General features: G+C 32.9%; 17 protein-coding genes. 4 read left to right on the forward strand and 13 right to left on the reverse strand.

The features are described 5' to 3' along the window. Positions 1 to 28 precede the first annotated feature (28 nt). The 5 genes from pitA to rpsU all read right to left on the reverse strand — a co-directional run bounded on the left by pitA (position 29) and on the right by rpsU (position 6,705). Positions 29 to 1,543 carry an inorganic phosphate transporter PitA gene (gene pitA, locus H3S73_RS03645; protein ID WP_065737726.1) on the reverse strand — a complete coding sequence of 505 codons (1,515 nt, stop codon included), beginning with the start codon at positions 1,541 to 1,543 and terminating at the stop codon, positions 29 to 31. Between the two features lie 69 nt (positions 1,544 to 1,612). After that, on the reverse strand, positions 1,613 to 2,584 hold the full coding sequence (locus H3S73_RS03650; RefSeq protein ID WP_198235603.1) for a bile acid:sodium symporter family protein: 972 nt from the start codon (positions 2,582 to 2,584) through the stop codon (positions 1,613 to 1,615). A gap of 67 nt (positions 2,585 to 2,651) precedes the next feature. Next, complete coding sequence (gene rpoD, locus H3S73_RS03655) at positions 2,652 to 4,493, reverse strand: RNA polymerase sigma factor RpoD (RefSeq protein WP_065737728.1); 1,842 nt, start codon at positions 4,491 to 4,493, stop codon at positions 2,652 to 2,654. Positions 4,494 to 4,577: 84 nt separating this feature from the next. Then, positions 4,578 to 6,359, reverse strand: a complete 1,782-nt coding sequence (gene dnaG / locus H3S73_RS03660; protein ID WP_198235604.1) for a DNA primase — start codon at positions 6,357 to 6,359, stop codon at positions 4,578 to 4,580. Positions 6,360 to 6,489: 130 nt separating this feature from the next. Next, a complete protein-coding gene (gene rpsU / locus H3S73_RS03665) occupies positions 6,490 to 6,705 on the reverse strand; it encodes a 30S ribosomal protein S21 (RefSeq protein ID WP_034882800.1) in 216 nt (71 codons plus the stop codon). A gap of 184 nt (positions 6,706 to 6,889) precedes the next feature. Here rpsU and hemB point away from each other — a divergent pair, with 184 nt between their 5' ends. The 3 genes from hemB (at position 6,890) to H3S73_RS03680 (ending at position 9,944) form a co-directional block, all read left to right on the forward strand. Beyond that, a complete protein-coding gene (hemB, locus tag H3S73_RS03670) occupies positions 6,890 to 7,903 on the forward strand; it encodes a porphobilinogen synthase (RefSeq protein WP_086327644.1) in 1,014 nt (337 codons plus the stop codon). Positions 7,904 to 8,285: 382 nt separating this feature from the next. Beyond that, positions 8,286 to 9,056, forward strand: coding sequence for an IS1 family transposase (locus H3S73_RS03675; RefSeq protein WP_198235605.1), 771 nt, complete (start codon positions 8,286 to 8,288; stop codon positions 9,054 to 9,056). An 87-nt stretch (positions 9,057 to 9,143) separates the two neighbouring features. Further along, the gene (locus H3S73_RS03680; protein WP_198226382.1) at positions 9,144 to 9,944 is read left to right on the forward strand and encodes a hypothetical protein; all 801 of its coding nucleotides are present in this window, start codon (positions 9,144 to 9,146) and stop codon (positions 9,942 to 9,944) included. 37 nt (positions 9,945 to 9,981) lie between these two features. Here H3S73_RS03680 and nudC read toward each other — a convergent pair whose 3' ends face one another. From nudC to epmB, 6 genes are all read right to left on the reverse strand, one after another. Continuing rightward, positions 9,982 to 10,785: an NAD(+) diphosphatase gene (nudC, locus tag H3S73_RS03685; RefSeq protein ID WP_198226380.1), complete on the reverse strand. Its 804-nt coding sequence runs from the start codon at positions 10,783 to 10,785 to the stop codon at positions 9,982 to 9,984. A 58-nt stretch (positions 10,786 to 10,843) separates the two neighbouring features. Next, complete coding sequence (gene yidC, locus H3S73_RS03690; protein WP_198235606.1) at positions 10,844 to 12,472, reverse strand: membrane protein insertase YidC; 1,629 nt, start codon at positions 12,470 to 12,472, stop codon at positions 10,844 to 10,846. After that, positions 12,472 to 12,747 carry a membrane protein insertion efficiency factor YidD gene (yidD, locus tag H3S73_RS03695; protein ID WP_198235607.1) on the reverse strand — a complete coding sequence of 92 codons (276 nt, stop codon included), beginning with the start codon at positions 12,745 to 12,747 and terminating at the stop codon, positions 12,472 to 12,474. The genes yidC and yidD overlap by 1 nt, the downstream gene beginning before the upstream one ends. A 14-nt stretch (positions 12,748 to 12,761) precedes the next feature. Next, positions 12,762 to 13,118, reverse strand: coding sequence for a ribonuclease P protein component (rnpA, locus tag H3S73_RS03700; protein WP_198226376.1), 357 nt, complete (start codon positions 13,116 to 13,118; stop codon positions 12,762 to 12,764). Between the two features lie 11 nt (positions 13,119 to 13,129). Further along, positions 13,130 to 13,270 (reverse strand): 50S ribosomal protein L34, encoded by a 141-nt coding sequence (gene rpmH, locus H3S73_RS03705; RefSeq protein ID WP_025314679.1) that lies wholly within the window; start codon positions 13,268 to 13,270, stop codon positions 13,130 to 13,132. A 330-nt stretch (positions 13,271 to 13,600) separates the two neighbouring features. Then, positions 13,601 to 14,629, reverse strand: coding sequence for an EF-P beta-lysylation protein EpmB (epmB, locus tag H3S73_RS03710; RefSeq protein ID WP_198235608.1), 1,029 nt, complete (start codon positions 14,627 to 14,629; stop codon positions 13,601 to 13,603). Between the two features lie 32 nt (positions 14,630 to 14,661). Here epmB and efp point away from each other — a divergent pair, with 32 nt between their 5' ends. Beyond that, positions 14,662 to 15,228, forward strand: a complete 567-nt coding sequence (efp, locus tag H3S73_RS03715) for an elongation factor P (protein ID WP_034882790.1) — start codon at positions 14,662 to 14,664, stop codon at positions 15,226 to 15,228. Between the two features lie 154 nt (positions 15,229 to 15,382). Here efp and trmL read toward each other — a convergent pair whose 3' ends face one another. Beyond that, positions 15,383 to 15,868: a tRNA (uridine(34)/cytosine(34)/5-carboxymethylaminomethyluridine(34)-2'-O)-methyltransferase TrmL gene (gene trmL, locus H3S73_RS03720; RefSeq protein ID WP_198235688.1), complete on the reverse strand. Its 486-nt coding sequence runs from the start codon at positions 15,866 to 15,868 to the stop codon at positions 15,383 to 15,385. A gap of 22 nt (positions 15,869 to 15,890) precedes the next feature. Beyond that, positions 15,891 to 17,270 (reverse strand): envelope stress sensor histidine kinase CpxA, encoded by a 1,380-nt coding sequence (gene cpxA / locus H3S73_RS03725; RefSeq protein ID WP_198226714.1) that lies wholly within the window; start codon positions 17,268 to 17,270, stop codon positions 15,891 to 15,893. Between the last annotated feature and the right edge of the window lie 31 nt (positions 17,271 to 17,301).

Below are 17,301 nucleotides of genomic sequence, written 5' to 3' on the forward strand. Positions count from 1 at the left end.
ATTTTGAATTTATACTCTCTTTTTACTACTAAATTAATTTTTGAGCAAGCCAAAAAAGTGACCCAGATAACAAAATTGAAATCGGCAATGTCAAAATCCATGTTAATGCAATATTTTTAATCGTTTTGCTTTGTACACCACCACCATCAACGATCATTGTTCCAGCCACTGATGATGAAAGGACTTGAGTAGTTGATACTGGCATACCCGTATAGCTAGCAATACCAATTGAAAGTGCTGTGGTAATTTGCGCCGAAACACCTTGAGCATAAGTCATCCCTTTTTTACCAATTTTTTCACCAATGGTAACAGCAACCCGACGCCATCCAATCATAGTACCAATAGCAAGCGCTGAAGCCACTGAGATGATGATCCAAATAGGTGCATATTCAATTGTTTTAAGTAAGTCATTATTGACCGATTTTAAATATTGTTTATCTTCTGATGAAATATTTGGTTGTTTAGCAACATGTGAAACAGTATCGGACAAGCAAAGTAGTATACGTCTAGCTTGTGAACGTTGCTCAACAGTAAGAGATTCATAATCATTCATTTTATTAAATAGATTATTAGCAATATTTAATGTAATAAAAGAACGCGAATAATCACAATGATATTGATTTAAATCGCTGATAGGCACGTTAGAGTCAACTGTAGATTGAGAGCCAATTACAGTTGTTAAATCTTGATTATGAGTAACAAAATAGTCTTCAATATTGTGGATAGCATTGCGAGTATTGGTAATATCATAAGTTGAAGCACTCATATTAACAATAAAACCTGCGGGAGCAATGCCCATTAGCACTAACATTAATAAACCAATTCCTTTTTGCCCATCGTTAGCACCATGTGAAAAGCTTACACCGGCTGCTGATATAATAAGCATTATGCGAATCCAAAATGGAGGCTTTTTCTTACCATAGAGTTTTTCACGCTGCTCTGGTGTCATGAAAATACGTTCTCTTTTTTTACTACTTTTTTTGCTTTGACTTTTACGTGTCCAATATTTACGTAGTAAAAAAATCATTAAACCAGCAACAACAAGACCAATTACTGGTGAAATAATTAATGATAAAAAGATTTGAATCATCTTTGGAATATTAAGCGCATCAATAATTGATGTATCCATAATAAATGCATTAGCAAGTGCCACACCAATAATGGAACCAATTAAGGTATGAGAACTTGATGCAGGGATGCCAACATACCAAGTTCCTAAATTCCAAATAATTGCTGCGAATAAAATAGAAAATACCATTGCAAGCCCATGTGTAGAACTTACATTGAGTAATAAATCGGTTGGTAATAAGTGCACAATCGCATAAGCAACACTAAGGCCACCAAGCAACACACCGAAGAAATTAAACACTCCTGCCATAAAAACGGCAAGTTGCTCTTTCAATGCTCTGGTATAAATAACCGTTGCAACAGCATTGGCTGTATCATGAAATCCATTTATAGCCTCGTAAAAAAGCACAAATAACAATGCAAAGACTAATAATACAATAGTTGAAAATTCTAAATCAGAAAATAGATGAAACATAATAGATCTTTCTGTTGTTAATTAACGACTCTATTATCCTTTAGAATAGGATAATGAGCAAAACAAATTTTACATTTTTCGTTTAGCATAGCGGGCAGCTAAAAAAGCACAGATCATTAATTGAATCTGATGAAAGATCATTAAAGGTAAAATCATAATTCCCATAATCGACATTGGAAAAATAACACCGGCCATGGGAATACCACTAGCTAAACTTTTTTTTGAACCACAAAATACGATTGTAATTTCATCTTCTTTGCTAAAACCAAATAGTCTTGCACTATAGGTCGTAATCAATAAAACAATAACTAATAATACAATTGAGAAAAATATTATGTTTAATAACGATAAAAGACCAACTTGTGCCCAAATGCCATTAATAACTGCATCACTAAAAGCAACATAAACCACCAATAAAATTGATAAACGATCAGTTTTAGAAATGATATTTTTGTATTTTTCTATCCATTTGATTATAAAGCGACGCGATAAATGACCAATAATAAAAGGTAACATCAATTTTAACATTATTGAGGTAATTGCATCGACTATATCCATTGAAGCAACAGCTTGAGTATTCATTAGTAACCCAACTAAAATAGGAGTAATAAAAACACCCAATAATGTTGATGCTGAGGCACTACAAATTGCAGCAGCTACATTCCCTCTTGCTATCGAAGTAAATGCTATTGCTGATTGTACTGTTGCAGGTAAAACACAAAGGTACACAAAGCCTAAATAAAATTCTTGCGATAAAAAAGTTGGCACTAAAAATTGCATCATAACGCCTAAGATAGGAAAAACCACAAAGGTCGTTGCAAATATTAACAAATGTAATCGCCAATTTTTTATGCCAATAATAATGGATTGAAAAGAAAGTTTAGCGCCATGCATAAAAAATAACAATCCAATGGCAAAAGTTGTAAGGTGCTCAAAGAATATTTTAGTTTGTCCCTTACAAGGCAAAATACTTGCAGTAATAACAACACAAATTAAAGTCAATAAGAATGGATCAATCTTCAAACGTTGGAGTATATTCATAGTTACCAATCTTTTTTGCTAAAAAAATCGCCACAATAGTGGCGATATAGTTTACGTGTAAGAACACTTATTCTAAGAAGCTACGAAGAACATCCGAACGACTTGGATGACGTAATTTACGTAACGCTTTAGCTTCAATTTGACGAATACGTTCACGTGTTACATCAAATTGTTTACCAACTTCTTCAAGCGTATGATCGGTATTCATATCAATACCAAATCGCATACGTAATACTTTTGCTTCGCGTGGCGTTAAACCAGATAAGATATCACGTGTTGCACTGCGCAAGCTTTCAGATGTTGCTGCATCTAATGGTTGCTCTAGTGCGGTATCTTCAATAAAGTCACCTAAATGTGAATCTTCATCATCACCAACTGGTGTTTCCATTGAAATTGGTTCTTTAGCAATCTTCAACACTTTACGAATTTTATCTTCTGGCATTTGCATACGTTCAGATAACTCTTCTGGTGTCGGTTCGCGACCAATTTCTTGTAACATTTGGCGTGAAATACGATTTAACTTATTGATCGTCTCAATCATATGTACTGGAATACGAATTGTTCTTGCTTGGTCGGCAATTGAACGTGTGATAGCTTGTCTAATCCACCAAGTTGCATAAGTTGAGAATTTATAACCTCGACGGTATTCAAACTTATCTACAGCTTTCATTAGACCGATATTACCTTCTTGAATCAGATCTAAGAACTGTAATCCACGGTTAGTGTATTTTTTTGCTATAGAAATAACTAAACGTAAGTTTGCTTCAACCATTTCTTTCTTAGCGCGTCGTGCTTTTGCTTCACCAATAGACATACGACGATTAATATCTTTAATTTGCTCAATAGAAAGATTAGTTTCCGTTTCAATTTGTTGCAACAAGTTAACTTGTGCAGCAATTTGCTCCTCGAAATCTTTTAAATTAGCCGCAAAAGCACTTTTCGAAGTTAATGCTTTATTATACCAATCCATGTTATTTTCATTTCCAGTGAAATAATTCATAAATTGTTTTTTCGGCATCTTACATTGTTCAACGCAGATCTTCATAATTACACGTTCGTGTGCTCTTACACGATCCATCATACTTCTCATATTGTTGACAAGTATATCGAACTGTTTAGCTACTAAACGAAATTGTTTGAAAATCTCTGATAAATTTTCGATCTCTTTTTGTGCTTTTTTGTGACCTCTTCCATATTTTTTAATAGCTTCAGAAGTTTTATTATGCTGTTCTTGTAATTCAGCAAATTTTGCTCTAGCTACTTCAGGATCAATCGAAACATCTTCATCTGCAGATGAATCACCATCCTCATCTTCATTTTCATCGTCACTATCGTCTATTTCGATCTCGGTTTCACTATCTTCTAAATCTTCAGGTAATTCTTCTGTTACTTCTTCCGCATTTGGATCAACAAAACCGGTAATTAAATCAGATAAACGAACTTCTCCACTTTCGACTAAGTTATATTGCTCAAGTAGATAAGTAATCGCCTCTGGGTATTCAGACACTGAAGTTTGAACCTGATTAATGCCATCTTCAATACGTTTGGCAATATCAATTTCACCTTCACGAGTTAAAAGTTCTACCGCTCCCATTTCTCGCATATACATACGAACAGGATCGGTTGTTCGACCTATTTCTGACTCAACATTAGATAATACTAATGCTGTTGCTGCTTCAACGGCTTCTTCATCAGGGACATTATCTGAAAGTAATAACTCATCAGAATCAGGGGCTTCTTCAAGAACTTGAATCCCCATATCATTAATCATTTGGATAATATCTTCAATCTGATCTGAATCAATAATCTCTTCAGGCAAGTGATCGTTGACATCAGCATAGGTTAGGTATCCTAGCTCCTTACCACGAATAATTAGGAGTTTTAGCTGTGATTGAGAATTTTGCTCCATAAAAGGTATCCACTTTTAGTTATTTGGTCATGTGTATATTATATATGTAGAACATTAGCTGTTATCTACGTATACCCTATATATTTAGTCTTTTTTTGATAAAACAAGTATTAATGTCGCTAATTCTTTTTTCTCTGCGGTACTTAAGCCGGAGACTCTCTCTTTTGCGATTAGTTCATCTTGTCTTTGGGCGAGTATATTATCATATAACTCTTTTAAAGTATGTTTAAAAATAGATTCTATATCATCATCTTGGTAATGAAACTCCCAGGTTGATAAACGACTAATTTGCTTATAAAACGGCCTTTCTAAACACTCAGTTAATATTTGTGCAGTAGTTATATTAGGATAGCGCTGGCATAATTCAAGTAGTTCAATAAAAATATCAATACCAGCCATTTTCACTTGACCAATAGCATTAATATCGGAAACAAGCTGCGCAAGATTAGGATATTGAAGTAATAAACCGATCAAAATACGCATTGTTGTTAACTTCATTTGTGCTATTGGTGCAGTTTCTGGAACCTTACTTTCATATTTTTGGCGATTAGATTGCATCAATTGCTCTATTTGAGACAAATCAAGTAATCCTAAATAACGCCCAAGTTGTTGTAATAAATTTAATCGGAAAGCCTTTGCTTTTATTTGATCAAGTAAAGGAAGCGCCAATGAACTTAATTTAGCTTTCCCTTCCGGTGTTTTCAAATCAACTTGTTTTAGTAATTCATCAAATAAAAATTTAGACAGGTTTGGTGCGGTTTTCAGGTAATCTTCAAAACCTGTTTTACCGACTTTACGTACAAAACTATCTGGGTCTTCATCTTGAGGTAAAAAAGCAAAGCTTATCTCTTTACCATCAATCAAGCAGGGTAATAAAACATTTAATGCTCGCCAAGCAGCATTCCTTCCTGCATTATCTCCATCATAACAAAAGATAACAGAATCTGTAGCTCTAAATAGAAGTTTAATATGTTCTTCTGATGTTGCTGTCCCTAGAGCTGCTACCGCATAATCAATATCATATTGGGCCAGAGATACAACATCCATATAACCCTCTACAATTATTAATTGTAGAGGGTTACGATTGGCTTCCAAAGCTTCATAAAGTCCATATAACTGAAAACCTTTATGAAAAATAGGCGTTTCTGGTGAGTTTAAATATTTTGCCGAGTCATTAATGATAGTTCTTCCACCAAAGGCGATCACATTACCTTGTCTATCACGAATTGGGAACATGATTCGCCCGCGAAAGCGATCGAATCGATTACCTCTATCATTATTAACTGACATCCCTGCTTTATCATATAACTCTGCTTCGTTTTTTGTCTTTACAATAGTTTGAAAAGCTAATTGGCTTGAATTAGGGGCGTAACCAATTTTATACCTAGCTATAATTTCCGTATTTAGCCCACGTTGTTCTAGATATTTATGTGCATCAATCGAGGTTGATAATGCTAATTGCTGTTGGTAAAAATTGGTTATTTTGGCCATTAACGTATACAGATCACGGCGAATATTTCGAGATTCAATCTGTTTTGATTGATCTATTTGGTTATTCTCATTATCCGTATAAGGAACTCGAATTCCTTGCATACTAGCTAATTCTTCAATAGCTTCGGGAAAAGACAAACGTTCATATTGCATTAAAAAATTTACAACCGAACCAGATGCCCCACAACCAAAACAATAATAGATCTGTTTTTTTTCATTCAATGAAAAAGAGGCAGTTTTCTCATCATGGAAAGGACAACAACCAAAGTAATTATTCCCCTTTTTTTTCATTTTGACACGTTTGCTGATCACATCAAGTATACTTGTGCGAGCAATCAAGTCTAAAATAAAATCGCGAGGAATAAGACCTTTCATGATAATTCAACCGATATTGGCACTATACGCAAAGACAACAAGCCGTATATATATGTACGGCTTGTAAAAATTTTTTATAAAAAATAGATAAAATTGAATTTTATATCAATTTAAACTTTTAGTATAACTATTAATATAGACGAGTGCGACGAGCGTTTTCTCTTTCTAATTTTTTAGCATGACGTTTAACAGCAGCTGCTTTTGCGCGTTTACGAATAGTAGTTGGTTTTTCGTAAAATTCACGATTACGAACTTCAGCTAAAACTCCTGCTTTTTCGCAAGAACGTTTAAAACGACGTAATGCTACATCGAAAGGTTCATTTTCACGTACTTTAATTACTGGCATGTGCCTCTCACCTCAAATTTGTTTAATATCACAAAGGACTAAAAATTAGTGCGCAATTTTACCTCTAATGGATATATGTTGTAAAGTAAAATATCCAATTATTGTATCATAACAAATTAATTTGCTAATCTCCCTACTCAATTAGATAATAAAACCATTTTTATTAATATAGATAGGTATTTTTATGTCATCGTTTATTACCGGTCAGTACCCCAAGCGCCGCTTACGCCGCAATCGTGTTTATGATTTTAGTCGCCGTTTAGTTGCAGAAAATCAGCTAACGATTAATGATCTAATTTATCCTGTTTTTATCGTTGAAGGAAACAATATCACTGAACCTGTTTCATCCATGCCAAACGTTAATCGAATGAGTATTGATATACTATTAAAAGAAGCTGAATATGTGGCTAAACTAGGTATCCCTGTTCTTTCATTATTTCCAGCCATTGAACCTGCAAAAAAATCATTACTCGCACAGGAAGCTTATAATGAAAATGGATTAGTACCCAAAGCGATTCGAGCATTAAAAAAAGAAATTCCTGAGTTAGGTATTCTAACTGACGTAGCCCTTGACCCTTACACAACGCACGGACAAGATGGTATTATTGATGAACATGGTTATGTGCAAAATGATATATCTGTCGAAATTCTTGTTAAACAAGCGTTAATTCAAGCCCAAGCTGGTGCAGATATTATCGCGCCAAGTGATATGATGGATGGACGCATCGGCGCAATTCGCGATGAGTTAGAAAAGCATAATTTTGTTAACACTCAAATCATGGCGTATTCAGCAAAATATGCTTCAAGTTTTTATGGTCCGTTTCGTGATGCCGTTGGATCCGCTCCCAATATAAAAGGCGGTAATAAAAAAACTTACCAACTAGACCCCGCCAACAGTAATGAAGCTTTGCAAGAAATTTATCAAGATCTTAGCGAAGGGGCTGATATGGTCATGGTAAAACCAGGTATGCCTTATCTTGATATGGTTAGAAGAGTAAAAGAGAGCTTCGCCGTTCCAACATTTGCTTATCAAGTTTCTGGCGAATATGCCATGCTGTGCGCAGCAATTGAAAATGGTTGGTTAGATAAACAATCCGTAATCATGGAATCCTTGCTTTGCTTTAAACGTGCTGGTGCAGATGGAATATTAACTTATTTCGCTAAACAAGTAGCCGAATGGTTAGTTCAAAAACAATAAGATTTAATGAACTCACAATAAAAATCCCCATATTTATATAGTGGGGATTTTTATTAAAAAAGTAAAAGACCTCATTTATTTTATTGGATTTATTCATTCTATTTTTTTACAAAATTAGCTATTAAATATAAAAATTTTTTCAAGTTTCCACAAGTGACTAATGGTAGTTCAATTTTATTATCATGATTTGAATTTTATAGCATCACTCTTTTCATAATTATTTTGTCTATCAATTGTAAATATTAATAATTAAAATGATTTAATGCCAATATAAAATTAACAACCTGTGTTTCATAAAGCATGTAAAAAAGTTTCAGGAAAACTATATGTTTATGTAAAAATTTGGTAATATTTCATCAGATTAGTGACAAAGGAATGAAAAATGATTTATGAACTCATACCGAATGAATTACATAAAGAGCTTAATGATTTTCGTAATGATTTAGAGAGAATAGCTTCACAACATGTTGAGGTTTGTCCTTTTTGTGATAAAAAGGAATTTTATTTAATCCGTTCAAAACCAACTACCACTTATCGTTGTAAAGCTTGCTATAAATATTTTACGGCAGCAACAAATACACCTTTCAACCGTCTAACACCTTTTAATTGGTTAGAAACCATTTTTGTTAGCCGTATAAAAAATTACAGTTATCAGGCAATAGCAAATATATTTGACTGTTCAACTGAGAAAATAATGCGCCGTGACCATGCTATAATTAATTACTTAAAGCTACATTATTTATCATTATATAAATGGTATATCAATAAACAACAGACAACCTTAAATCCAATCTTAATTGAACAACATAATTATATCAAATCAAAAATAAATACTTTACTTAATACGCAAACACCCCCTTGTTTACACTGTAACTCAACAGAAACGGTCAAAATAGGCAAACGAACATGTTACCGGTGTAAACGATGTCGACATAGTTTTAATCTTTTAAGCAATACTAAACTAAACCGTTTACCCAAATCTGAATTATGGTTGAGCTTTATTGATTTACTTATAGATGGGCAAGACAATACACAAATAGAAAAAAAACTAAAATTGACGAACAATACCGTAAGGCGATGGCGAGCTGTATGGTGTGAAATGATGATAAATTGGAATTGTGAAGCCCTATCTATTTGGTGTAAAGGTCATTAAAACAGTAAACATAGTACGATGAGTTATAGTTTGATGTTCTACTCTAAATATTTTTAAACAATAATACTAATAATGGAAGATAATGTTATGAAAAAATATATTTCTCTTTTAAATATAAGTTTATGTAGCAGTATATTATTAATTAGTGGTTGTGATGACAAAAAACTAACTAATAGAAACCCAACTCAAATTGCGGTTATTAACAGTTATCTTTTTCATACAGAACCAGAATTATTACCAGATAACAAATTATTTAAACAGCAAAAAATTGAAGGTTCATCGAATAAATTAATTAACTATAATAATTTAGGCTATGTAGATAATTATAATTTAGAAGGATTATATGGTGAAATCAATTATGATAAAGCCAAATACATTTACGGGATGAAAGAAACTAGAAATGAATATGGAATTACCTTTGACAATGCAAAAAACATTCTTGGCATGAAAAATAGTAATGGAGATATCGTTGCTATTTCTGAATTTGATGAGCAAGGCCATTTAGTAGAAACAACTTTATCTCACTTTGCAGAAAATAATATTATTTTTAATAGCAAAATAATTTATGAACAAGATCGAGTTGAGATGGTTTTATATAATGCTTATATTCCAGTTAATGAAAAAACCAAATTTCCTGTGTTAGTACAAGAAAAAGATATTATTTACAATGATAATAATCAATTAGAAAAAACTATCACTAAGTCATTTAAACTATCATCGAATGGTGACATCATAATTAATAACAAAAACGAACAAGAAGTTGAAATAACTGAAACTTGTACTTATTCTGATTATAATGAAAACCGAGATTGGACAAAAGCAATCTGTGTAACGACTGGTAATGAGTCAAAAACCGTTAATTTAATAAGAACCATTGAATATCAATAGATTTATTTATTATTTTTTAATACTAAAGAGAATATGATTAATCATTACCATACTCATCATATTCTCGGCAAAGTATAATGGTATCTTCAATTAAGCGCCGAGCAATAGTCCCATATTCGGGAATCTTAGGTAACTGAGAGTAATGATACCAATTTGCTTCAACTAACTCGCTAGTATCTACATGAATTTCACCACTTTCATAGTCTGCCAAATAAGCCATCATCAATGAATTAGGAAATGGCCAAGGCTGCGAACCTACATAACGAATATTTTTAATTGTTATTTTTGCTTCTTCAAATACTTCTCTCTTAACTGCCATTTCCATCGTTTCACCAATTTCAATAAAACCAGCTAAAACAGTGTATAAACTATCTTGATTATGCCTAACATGTTTTGCCAATAATATTTTATTTTTATTGCGAATAGCGACAATGATAGATGGCGAAATTTGTGGATAATAGCGTTCATTACAGTTGCGACACATACAACACCATTCTGTTGTACTAATATGCATTTCGTGCCCACAATAACCACAATATTTATGAGAACGATAAAACTCTGATAATTGAACGGCTCGTCCAGCCATATAAAATAATGATTGTTCATTATTACCAAGCAAAGTTCGAATTGAACTCATTGCTGTTTTCATTTCTCGGCAAATAAGCCAAGCTGTTTGACCATTCCACTCACCAATAGGTTGGGCAATTAGATTTGTAAAACCTAATTGTCTGGCATTTCCAACAGGAACTTCACCATTTGGTAACCATAGTCGTCCATTTTTACTGACAAACCAATAACCTGTTTCATTACCATTCAAATTTATTTGTTGCTGTATATTCATATCAATTTACACCAAAAACAACGAAAAAGGAGGGTCTTAACCTCCTTTATTATCAATATTATTTCTTTTTCTTCTCGTGAAGTCCTTTTTTCTCAAGTTCCCAATAAATGATGCGTTGCTGGGCAATTGTAAATAGGTTACTTACGATATAGTATAAAACTAAACCTGCTGGAAACCATAAGAAGAATACCGTAAAGATTAATGGCATATAAGTCATTAACCTTTTTTGTAATGGGTCAGCCGCTGGTGTTGGAGACATCATCTGAATTAAAAACATGGTACCGCCCATTAATAAAGGAAAAATATAATAAGGATCTTGTGCGGATAAGTCATAAATCCAAAGCGCAAATGGGGCATGACGTAGCTCTACAGCATTACCTAACATATAGAATAGTGATAAGAAAATTGGCATTTGAATAAATATTGGCAAACAACCACCTAATGGATTTACTTTTTCTTGTTTATAAATCGCCATGGTTTCCATACTCATTTTTTGTTTATCATCACCATAACGTTCTTTCAATGCTTCTATACGAGGTTGTAATAACTTCATTTTTGCCATTGAACGATATTGTGCACGTGTCAATGGGAATAAAATACCACGGACAATAAAAGTAATAATAATAATTGCAACGCCCCAGTTACCTACAAAACTATGAATAAATTTTAACAAATAAAATAGTGGTTGTGATAAGAACCATAACCAACCATAATCAACGGTTAAATCAAGATGATTGGCTGTCTCTTTCAATTGGTCTTGAATTTCAGGTCCCAACCATAATTTTGCACCAATAGTTTGACTATTACCTGGTTGAATAATAGTTGATTCACCTTTGAAACCAATCGTTGCTTGAGATTTGTTAGCTGTAGCCCGAGAATAAAATAAATTGTTTTGATCCTGAGCTGGCACCCATGCCGTTACAAAATAGTGCTGTAGCATTGCAACCCAACCTGTTTGGGTACTTACATCTAAAGCTTTATCTTTTATATCATCAAAACTATATTTACTATAGTTAGTGTTAGAACTAGAATAAGCCGCACCGCGAAAAGCATTTAGGCCTAACCCTCCGCCACCTTCAGTCACAGTACCTTTAGGTAACTCTATAGTTTGTTTTAATTGACCATACATCGAAACATCAATAGGACTTCCACTTTGGTTATTTATGTCATATTGTACATCTATAGCATAATTACCTCGATGTAATATATAATATTTAGTATAGCTAACACCATTAACCTGATAAGTCAGTGGTACACGCAATTCATCTTGTCCATCAGCTAATACGTATTCGGTTTGTTCTGTTTGATATACTGGTCGTTTTGATCCTTGAATTGCATTATCAGGGCCATCTTTACCAGTTAAACCGCTTTCAGCAACATAAACAAAATCAGGACTTGATGTTAATAATTGGAAAGGAGTACCTGAATGAAGTGTTTGCTCATATTTTAATAATTGAGCAGCTTGCACATCGCCGCCATAAGTATTGATAGTAAGTAATAATACATCTGATTTTACAGTGATTGTTTTACCAAGCACGGCACTATTAGTTGAATTATCTTCCCCTAGCTGTTGTGTTAACTGGTTAATCACAGGCGGCTTGGGAGCATGATCTTCTTCCCACGCTTTCCAAATAAAAAAAGATACAAAAAGTAAAGCAATGACTAAAATATTACGTTGAGATCCCATTAGTGTTTTTCTCTATTGGTTTTAATTTTAGGAGGAACAAAATCTTCTCCTCCTTCATGTAAAGGGTGACATTTTAATACACGTTTAAGCATTAGCCAACCACCTTTTATTATTCCAAAGCGTCTTAATGCAATTACAGCATATTGTGAACATGACGGCGTAAAACGGCATTTAGGACCAAATAAGGGACTAAGGATACGTTGATATATCCGAATAAAAAATATAAAAATATTAATTATCAATAAATTAAATGCACAAACATGCCTTTTTATCATTAATTTTAATTTATTTAAATTTTTTGCTTGGCTATGATTCGTTGGCATAGTTTATCAAATATCTCAACTATTTGTTGATTATCTAAGTCAATAACAGGAGATTTAGCCATTAGAATAAAATCAATATTAGGGAATTGATGTTGATGATAACGAAAATATTCCTTCACAAGCCGTTTGATACGGTTACGTTCATGGGCACGCTTTACCTGCTTTTTAGCTATGGCAAATCCCAAACGAGCATGTGCTAAATTATTTTTACGTGAAACAAGCGTAAGGAAAGGAGATCCAGCTCTGATGGATTCTTGGAAAACATAACTGAAATCAAAGGGAGTTAACAATCGCAACTCCCGAGGATAAGTGAATTTAATCACTCAACTTTAAATCAGCTAGCAACAGTTAAACGAACACGGCCTTTAGCACGACGGCGAGCAAGAACTTGACGACCGTTTTTTGTTGCCATACGAGCACGGAAACCGTGAGTTCTATTGCGTTTTAATACTGATGGTTGAAATGTGCGTTTCATGACGATTTATATCCAAATCTAATTTATCAACAAGGTTGTAGAGTGTAAACTCCACAGCATTAATTAAAGAGGTCGGAATTATAGTGTTTATTTCCTTTGTCGTCAATGAGATTTTAACAGATAAATTTTTAAGAAATCCATTAACTCCTGATTAAGATACAATTATATAAAAAACTGATACATACCCTATTAATTTAAACATATATTTTAATCCTTATTGTCGATAAATAATCAGCAAAATAATAGTTTATGAGATTAATTTATCTTCTTTATAGGCTGATATCATGTATCAAAAACAACTCCAAAAAAGAGATACGAAAATTAAATTTCTTAATTATTAAATGCAATGACACGTTTACTTTTTTCACCACCGATTTCACGCGCTAATTTAGGCACTAAATATCCTGAAACTTGAGCTGCTAGTTGTTTCATTATTTGTTTGGCTTTCTCATCATTTACCATAAAGTGAGCGGCCCCCTGCACCTTATCAAGTAAATGGATGTAATAAGGCAAAATGCCAATATCAAATAGTTTATTACATAATTGCGCTAATGTTTCGGCTTTATCATTAACATTTTTTAATAAAACGCTTTGATTAAACATAGTTACACCTTGATGTTTTAACAGTGAAATAGCTTTAGCTACATTTTCATCAATTTCATTTGGATGATTGATATGAGTAACCATGATAATTTGTAATCGGCTTTTAGCAAATAGCTGACAAAGTGTTGATGTAATTCGTGATGGTATCACAACGGCTAAACGAGTATGAATTCGTAACCGTTTGATGTAAGGTATCTTTTCTAATTCTTTTATCAAAAATTCAATCTCATGATCTTTAGCCATTAAAGGATCTCCTCCAGAAAGAATAATTTCATCAAGTTCTGGGTGATTGGTAATATAATCAAGCGCAATGCTAAGATTCTTTTTATTTCCTTGGTTTTCATGGTAAGGAAAATGTCGCCTAAAACAATAACGACAATTTATGGCACAAGCTGTTTTAGTAATTAATAAAGCACGATTATGATATTTATGTAGTAATCCTGGAATAGTATTTTGTTGTTCATCCAAAGGATCATTACTGTATCCATCTACATTAATCATTTCATGATCATCGCAAAGAACTTGTAATAACAATGGATCTTTATAATTCCCCTTTTTCATTCGATTTATAAAAGCTATAGGAACACGAAGCGGAAATTGTTTTTTCGCTTGTAACATAGTAATTGAAATGGAATTAGGATCTAATTCTAAATAAGAATAAAGTTCCTTGATATCTGTCACGACATTGTTTAGATCTAATATCCATTCATCTTTATTATTTGGTTGTTCAATTTTTTGCTGTATAATATGACTCATTTTTGTAATTCAGAATGATAGTTGGAGCTTTTATGGCATCTTATAGTACAAATGAGTTTAAAGCTGGTCTTAAAATAATGCAAGATGGCGAGCCTTGTGTAATTGTTGAAAATGAATTTTATAAGCCTGGTAAAGGACAAGCAATTAACCGAGTAAAAATTAAAAAACTACTTTCAGGCAAAACAGTTGATAAAACTTTTAAGTCAGGTGAATCAGTTGAAGCCGCTGATGTTGTTGATATGAATTTAACATATTTATACACTGATGGTGAATTCTGGCATTTTATGAATAATGATACTTTTGAACAACTATCTGCCGATGCTAAAGCCGTTGGTGATAATGCAAAATGGTTAGTTGATCAAGCTGAATGTATCTTAACATTGTGGAATGGTCAACCTATCGCTGTTACACCTCCAAATTTTGTTGAATTAGAAGTTATTGAAACCGATCCAGGCTTAAAAGGTGATACTGCAGGAACAGGCGGAAAACCAGCAACTTTATCAACTGGTGCGGTTGTTCGTGTACCATTATTCGTACAAATTGGTGAAGTGCTTAAAGTGGATACTCGTTCAGGTGAATATGTATCACGTGTTAAATAATGATGGTGGTTTTATACAAAAATATTATTAACCAAAAAAAGAGGTTACGTTAACCTCTTTTTTGTTTTAAGTAGTTTTAAATGGTATACATTTAATTCAATGACAACAGATTAATCTTTATATTAATTGTGATAACTTCATTGTTAATAATGAATTAATTAAATTGTTTTGCACCAAAATAATTTAATTGGCGCCATGATTCATAAACCACCACCGCAACAGAATTAGATAAATTCATACTTCGACTATTAGCTAACATAGGAATACGAATCTTTTTATCTTGCGGTAATGCATCAAGAACTGATGCAGGTAAACCTCTAGTTTCGGGACCAAACAACAAAAAATCATTATACTTAAAATTCACTTCACTATGAGATTTTTGACCTTTAGTCGTTAATGCATAAACTTGTGTGATTAGGTTAAGTTGGTTTATCTCTAAAAAATGAGTAAGATTTTTATAACGCGTTACGTTGACAAATTCTTGATAATCAAGACCTGCTCTTCTCAGCTTTTTGTCATCCCAAAAGAATCCCATTGGTTCTATAATATGCAAATTAAAACCTGTATTAGCACAAAGACGGATAATGTTACCAGTATTAGCTGGAATTTCTGGCTCAAATAAAACGATATTTAAGGCAATGTTTGACACAATACTTTCTCTTCTATTGTTTATATTTCTGAATTGGTAATACTATCACAATTCTAAGTCCTCCAAGATGACTTTTCTCTGCTTTAACATTGCCATGATCTTGCATGATGGCATTAGCAACAATAGCTAGCCCTAAACCAGTTCCTCCGGATTGACGATCTCGCGCTTCACTAGTACGATAAAATGGTCTAAAAATTTGCTCAAGTTCCTTGTCAGCTACACCAATTCCATCATCGTCAATACTAATTATTATCTGATTTTGCTGCGCAATAAAGTTAACAACGATTTCATGATTAGAATAGCGGAATGCATTACGTATAACATTTTCAAGAGCACTACATAAAGCCATAGGATAACATAAAATAGTATGACTAGTTGGAAAGTTAGTCACTAAAAACTTTTTCCCTATTTGTTCTGCTTCAAATGTAGCATTATCAAGTACTTGTTTGAATAATAGATTAATTTTCTTAAATTGACGAATTTCATTATTATCATATTGCTGTCTTGCTAATGACAATAAATCACCAATCATAGAATCAAGCTTTAATGCTTCATTATTGATACGTATAACTTCATTACTTTCGCCTTGTTTACGTCGTAATAAAGATGTTGCAAGTTGTAAACGTGTTAAAGGAGTACGAAGTTCATGGGAAATATCGGAAAATAGACGTTGTTGTACTTCTTGCATCCGTTTAAGTTCTCTTAACATATGGTTAAAGCTAGCGCCTGTTGCTTTATATTCAGTAGATCCTATTTTTTCTAGCTCAGGCCACTCTTGTAAATTACCTTTAGCAACCTGATCTGCCGCTTTTTTTAATCCTCTTGCAGGTTTAGCGATACTCCATGATAACCATAGTAAAAAAGGAGAACTGATTAACATCATTAGTGTTAATAACAATAGAGGATGATCAAAAAGTAAATTAACAAATTGAGATTGAACATCGGATGCTGGTTGTAAAACATATAATTGATATGGTTCATCAGCATAATGAACCAAAAATGGTCCTATAATTTCTTGGAAATCATAAATCTTCTTAGCTGGATCTGAAATATTATGTGATATTTCGCTAAAATTTCTAACTAAATCAATATTCTTGGTGTCGGCAGTAATATATTGCTCATTTGGAGTGACAATAAATAAAAATTGACCAGATTTTTGGTAAGTATCCATTACAACAATAAAACGCATCCACCAACGAAAGCTATCTTTAGGTACATTGGATAGATCTTTTTCTATTTGTTTAGCTAACTCGTTACCGGTTTCTCGCTCTTTATTTGCAATGTAAGTTAAGTTTCTAGAATCTAAATTTGGTAATAAAATGATTAATGCTAAAAAAAAAGCTATCGTCAAAAGGAAGATAGTGAAAATTCGAACAGTTAAACGATCAAAAATCCACATATCACCACACCTAATTTAAAACTAT

This window comes from Gilliamella sp. B14384G12, from assembly GCF_016101825.1.
GTDB classification, from domain to species: domain Bacteria; phylum Pseudomonadota; class Gammaproteobacteria; order Enterobacterales; family Orbaceae; genus Gilliamella; species Gilliamella apicola_N.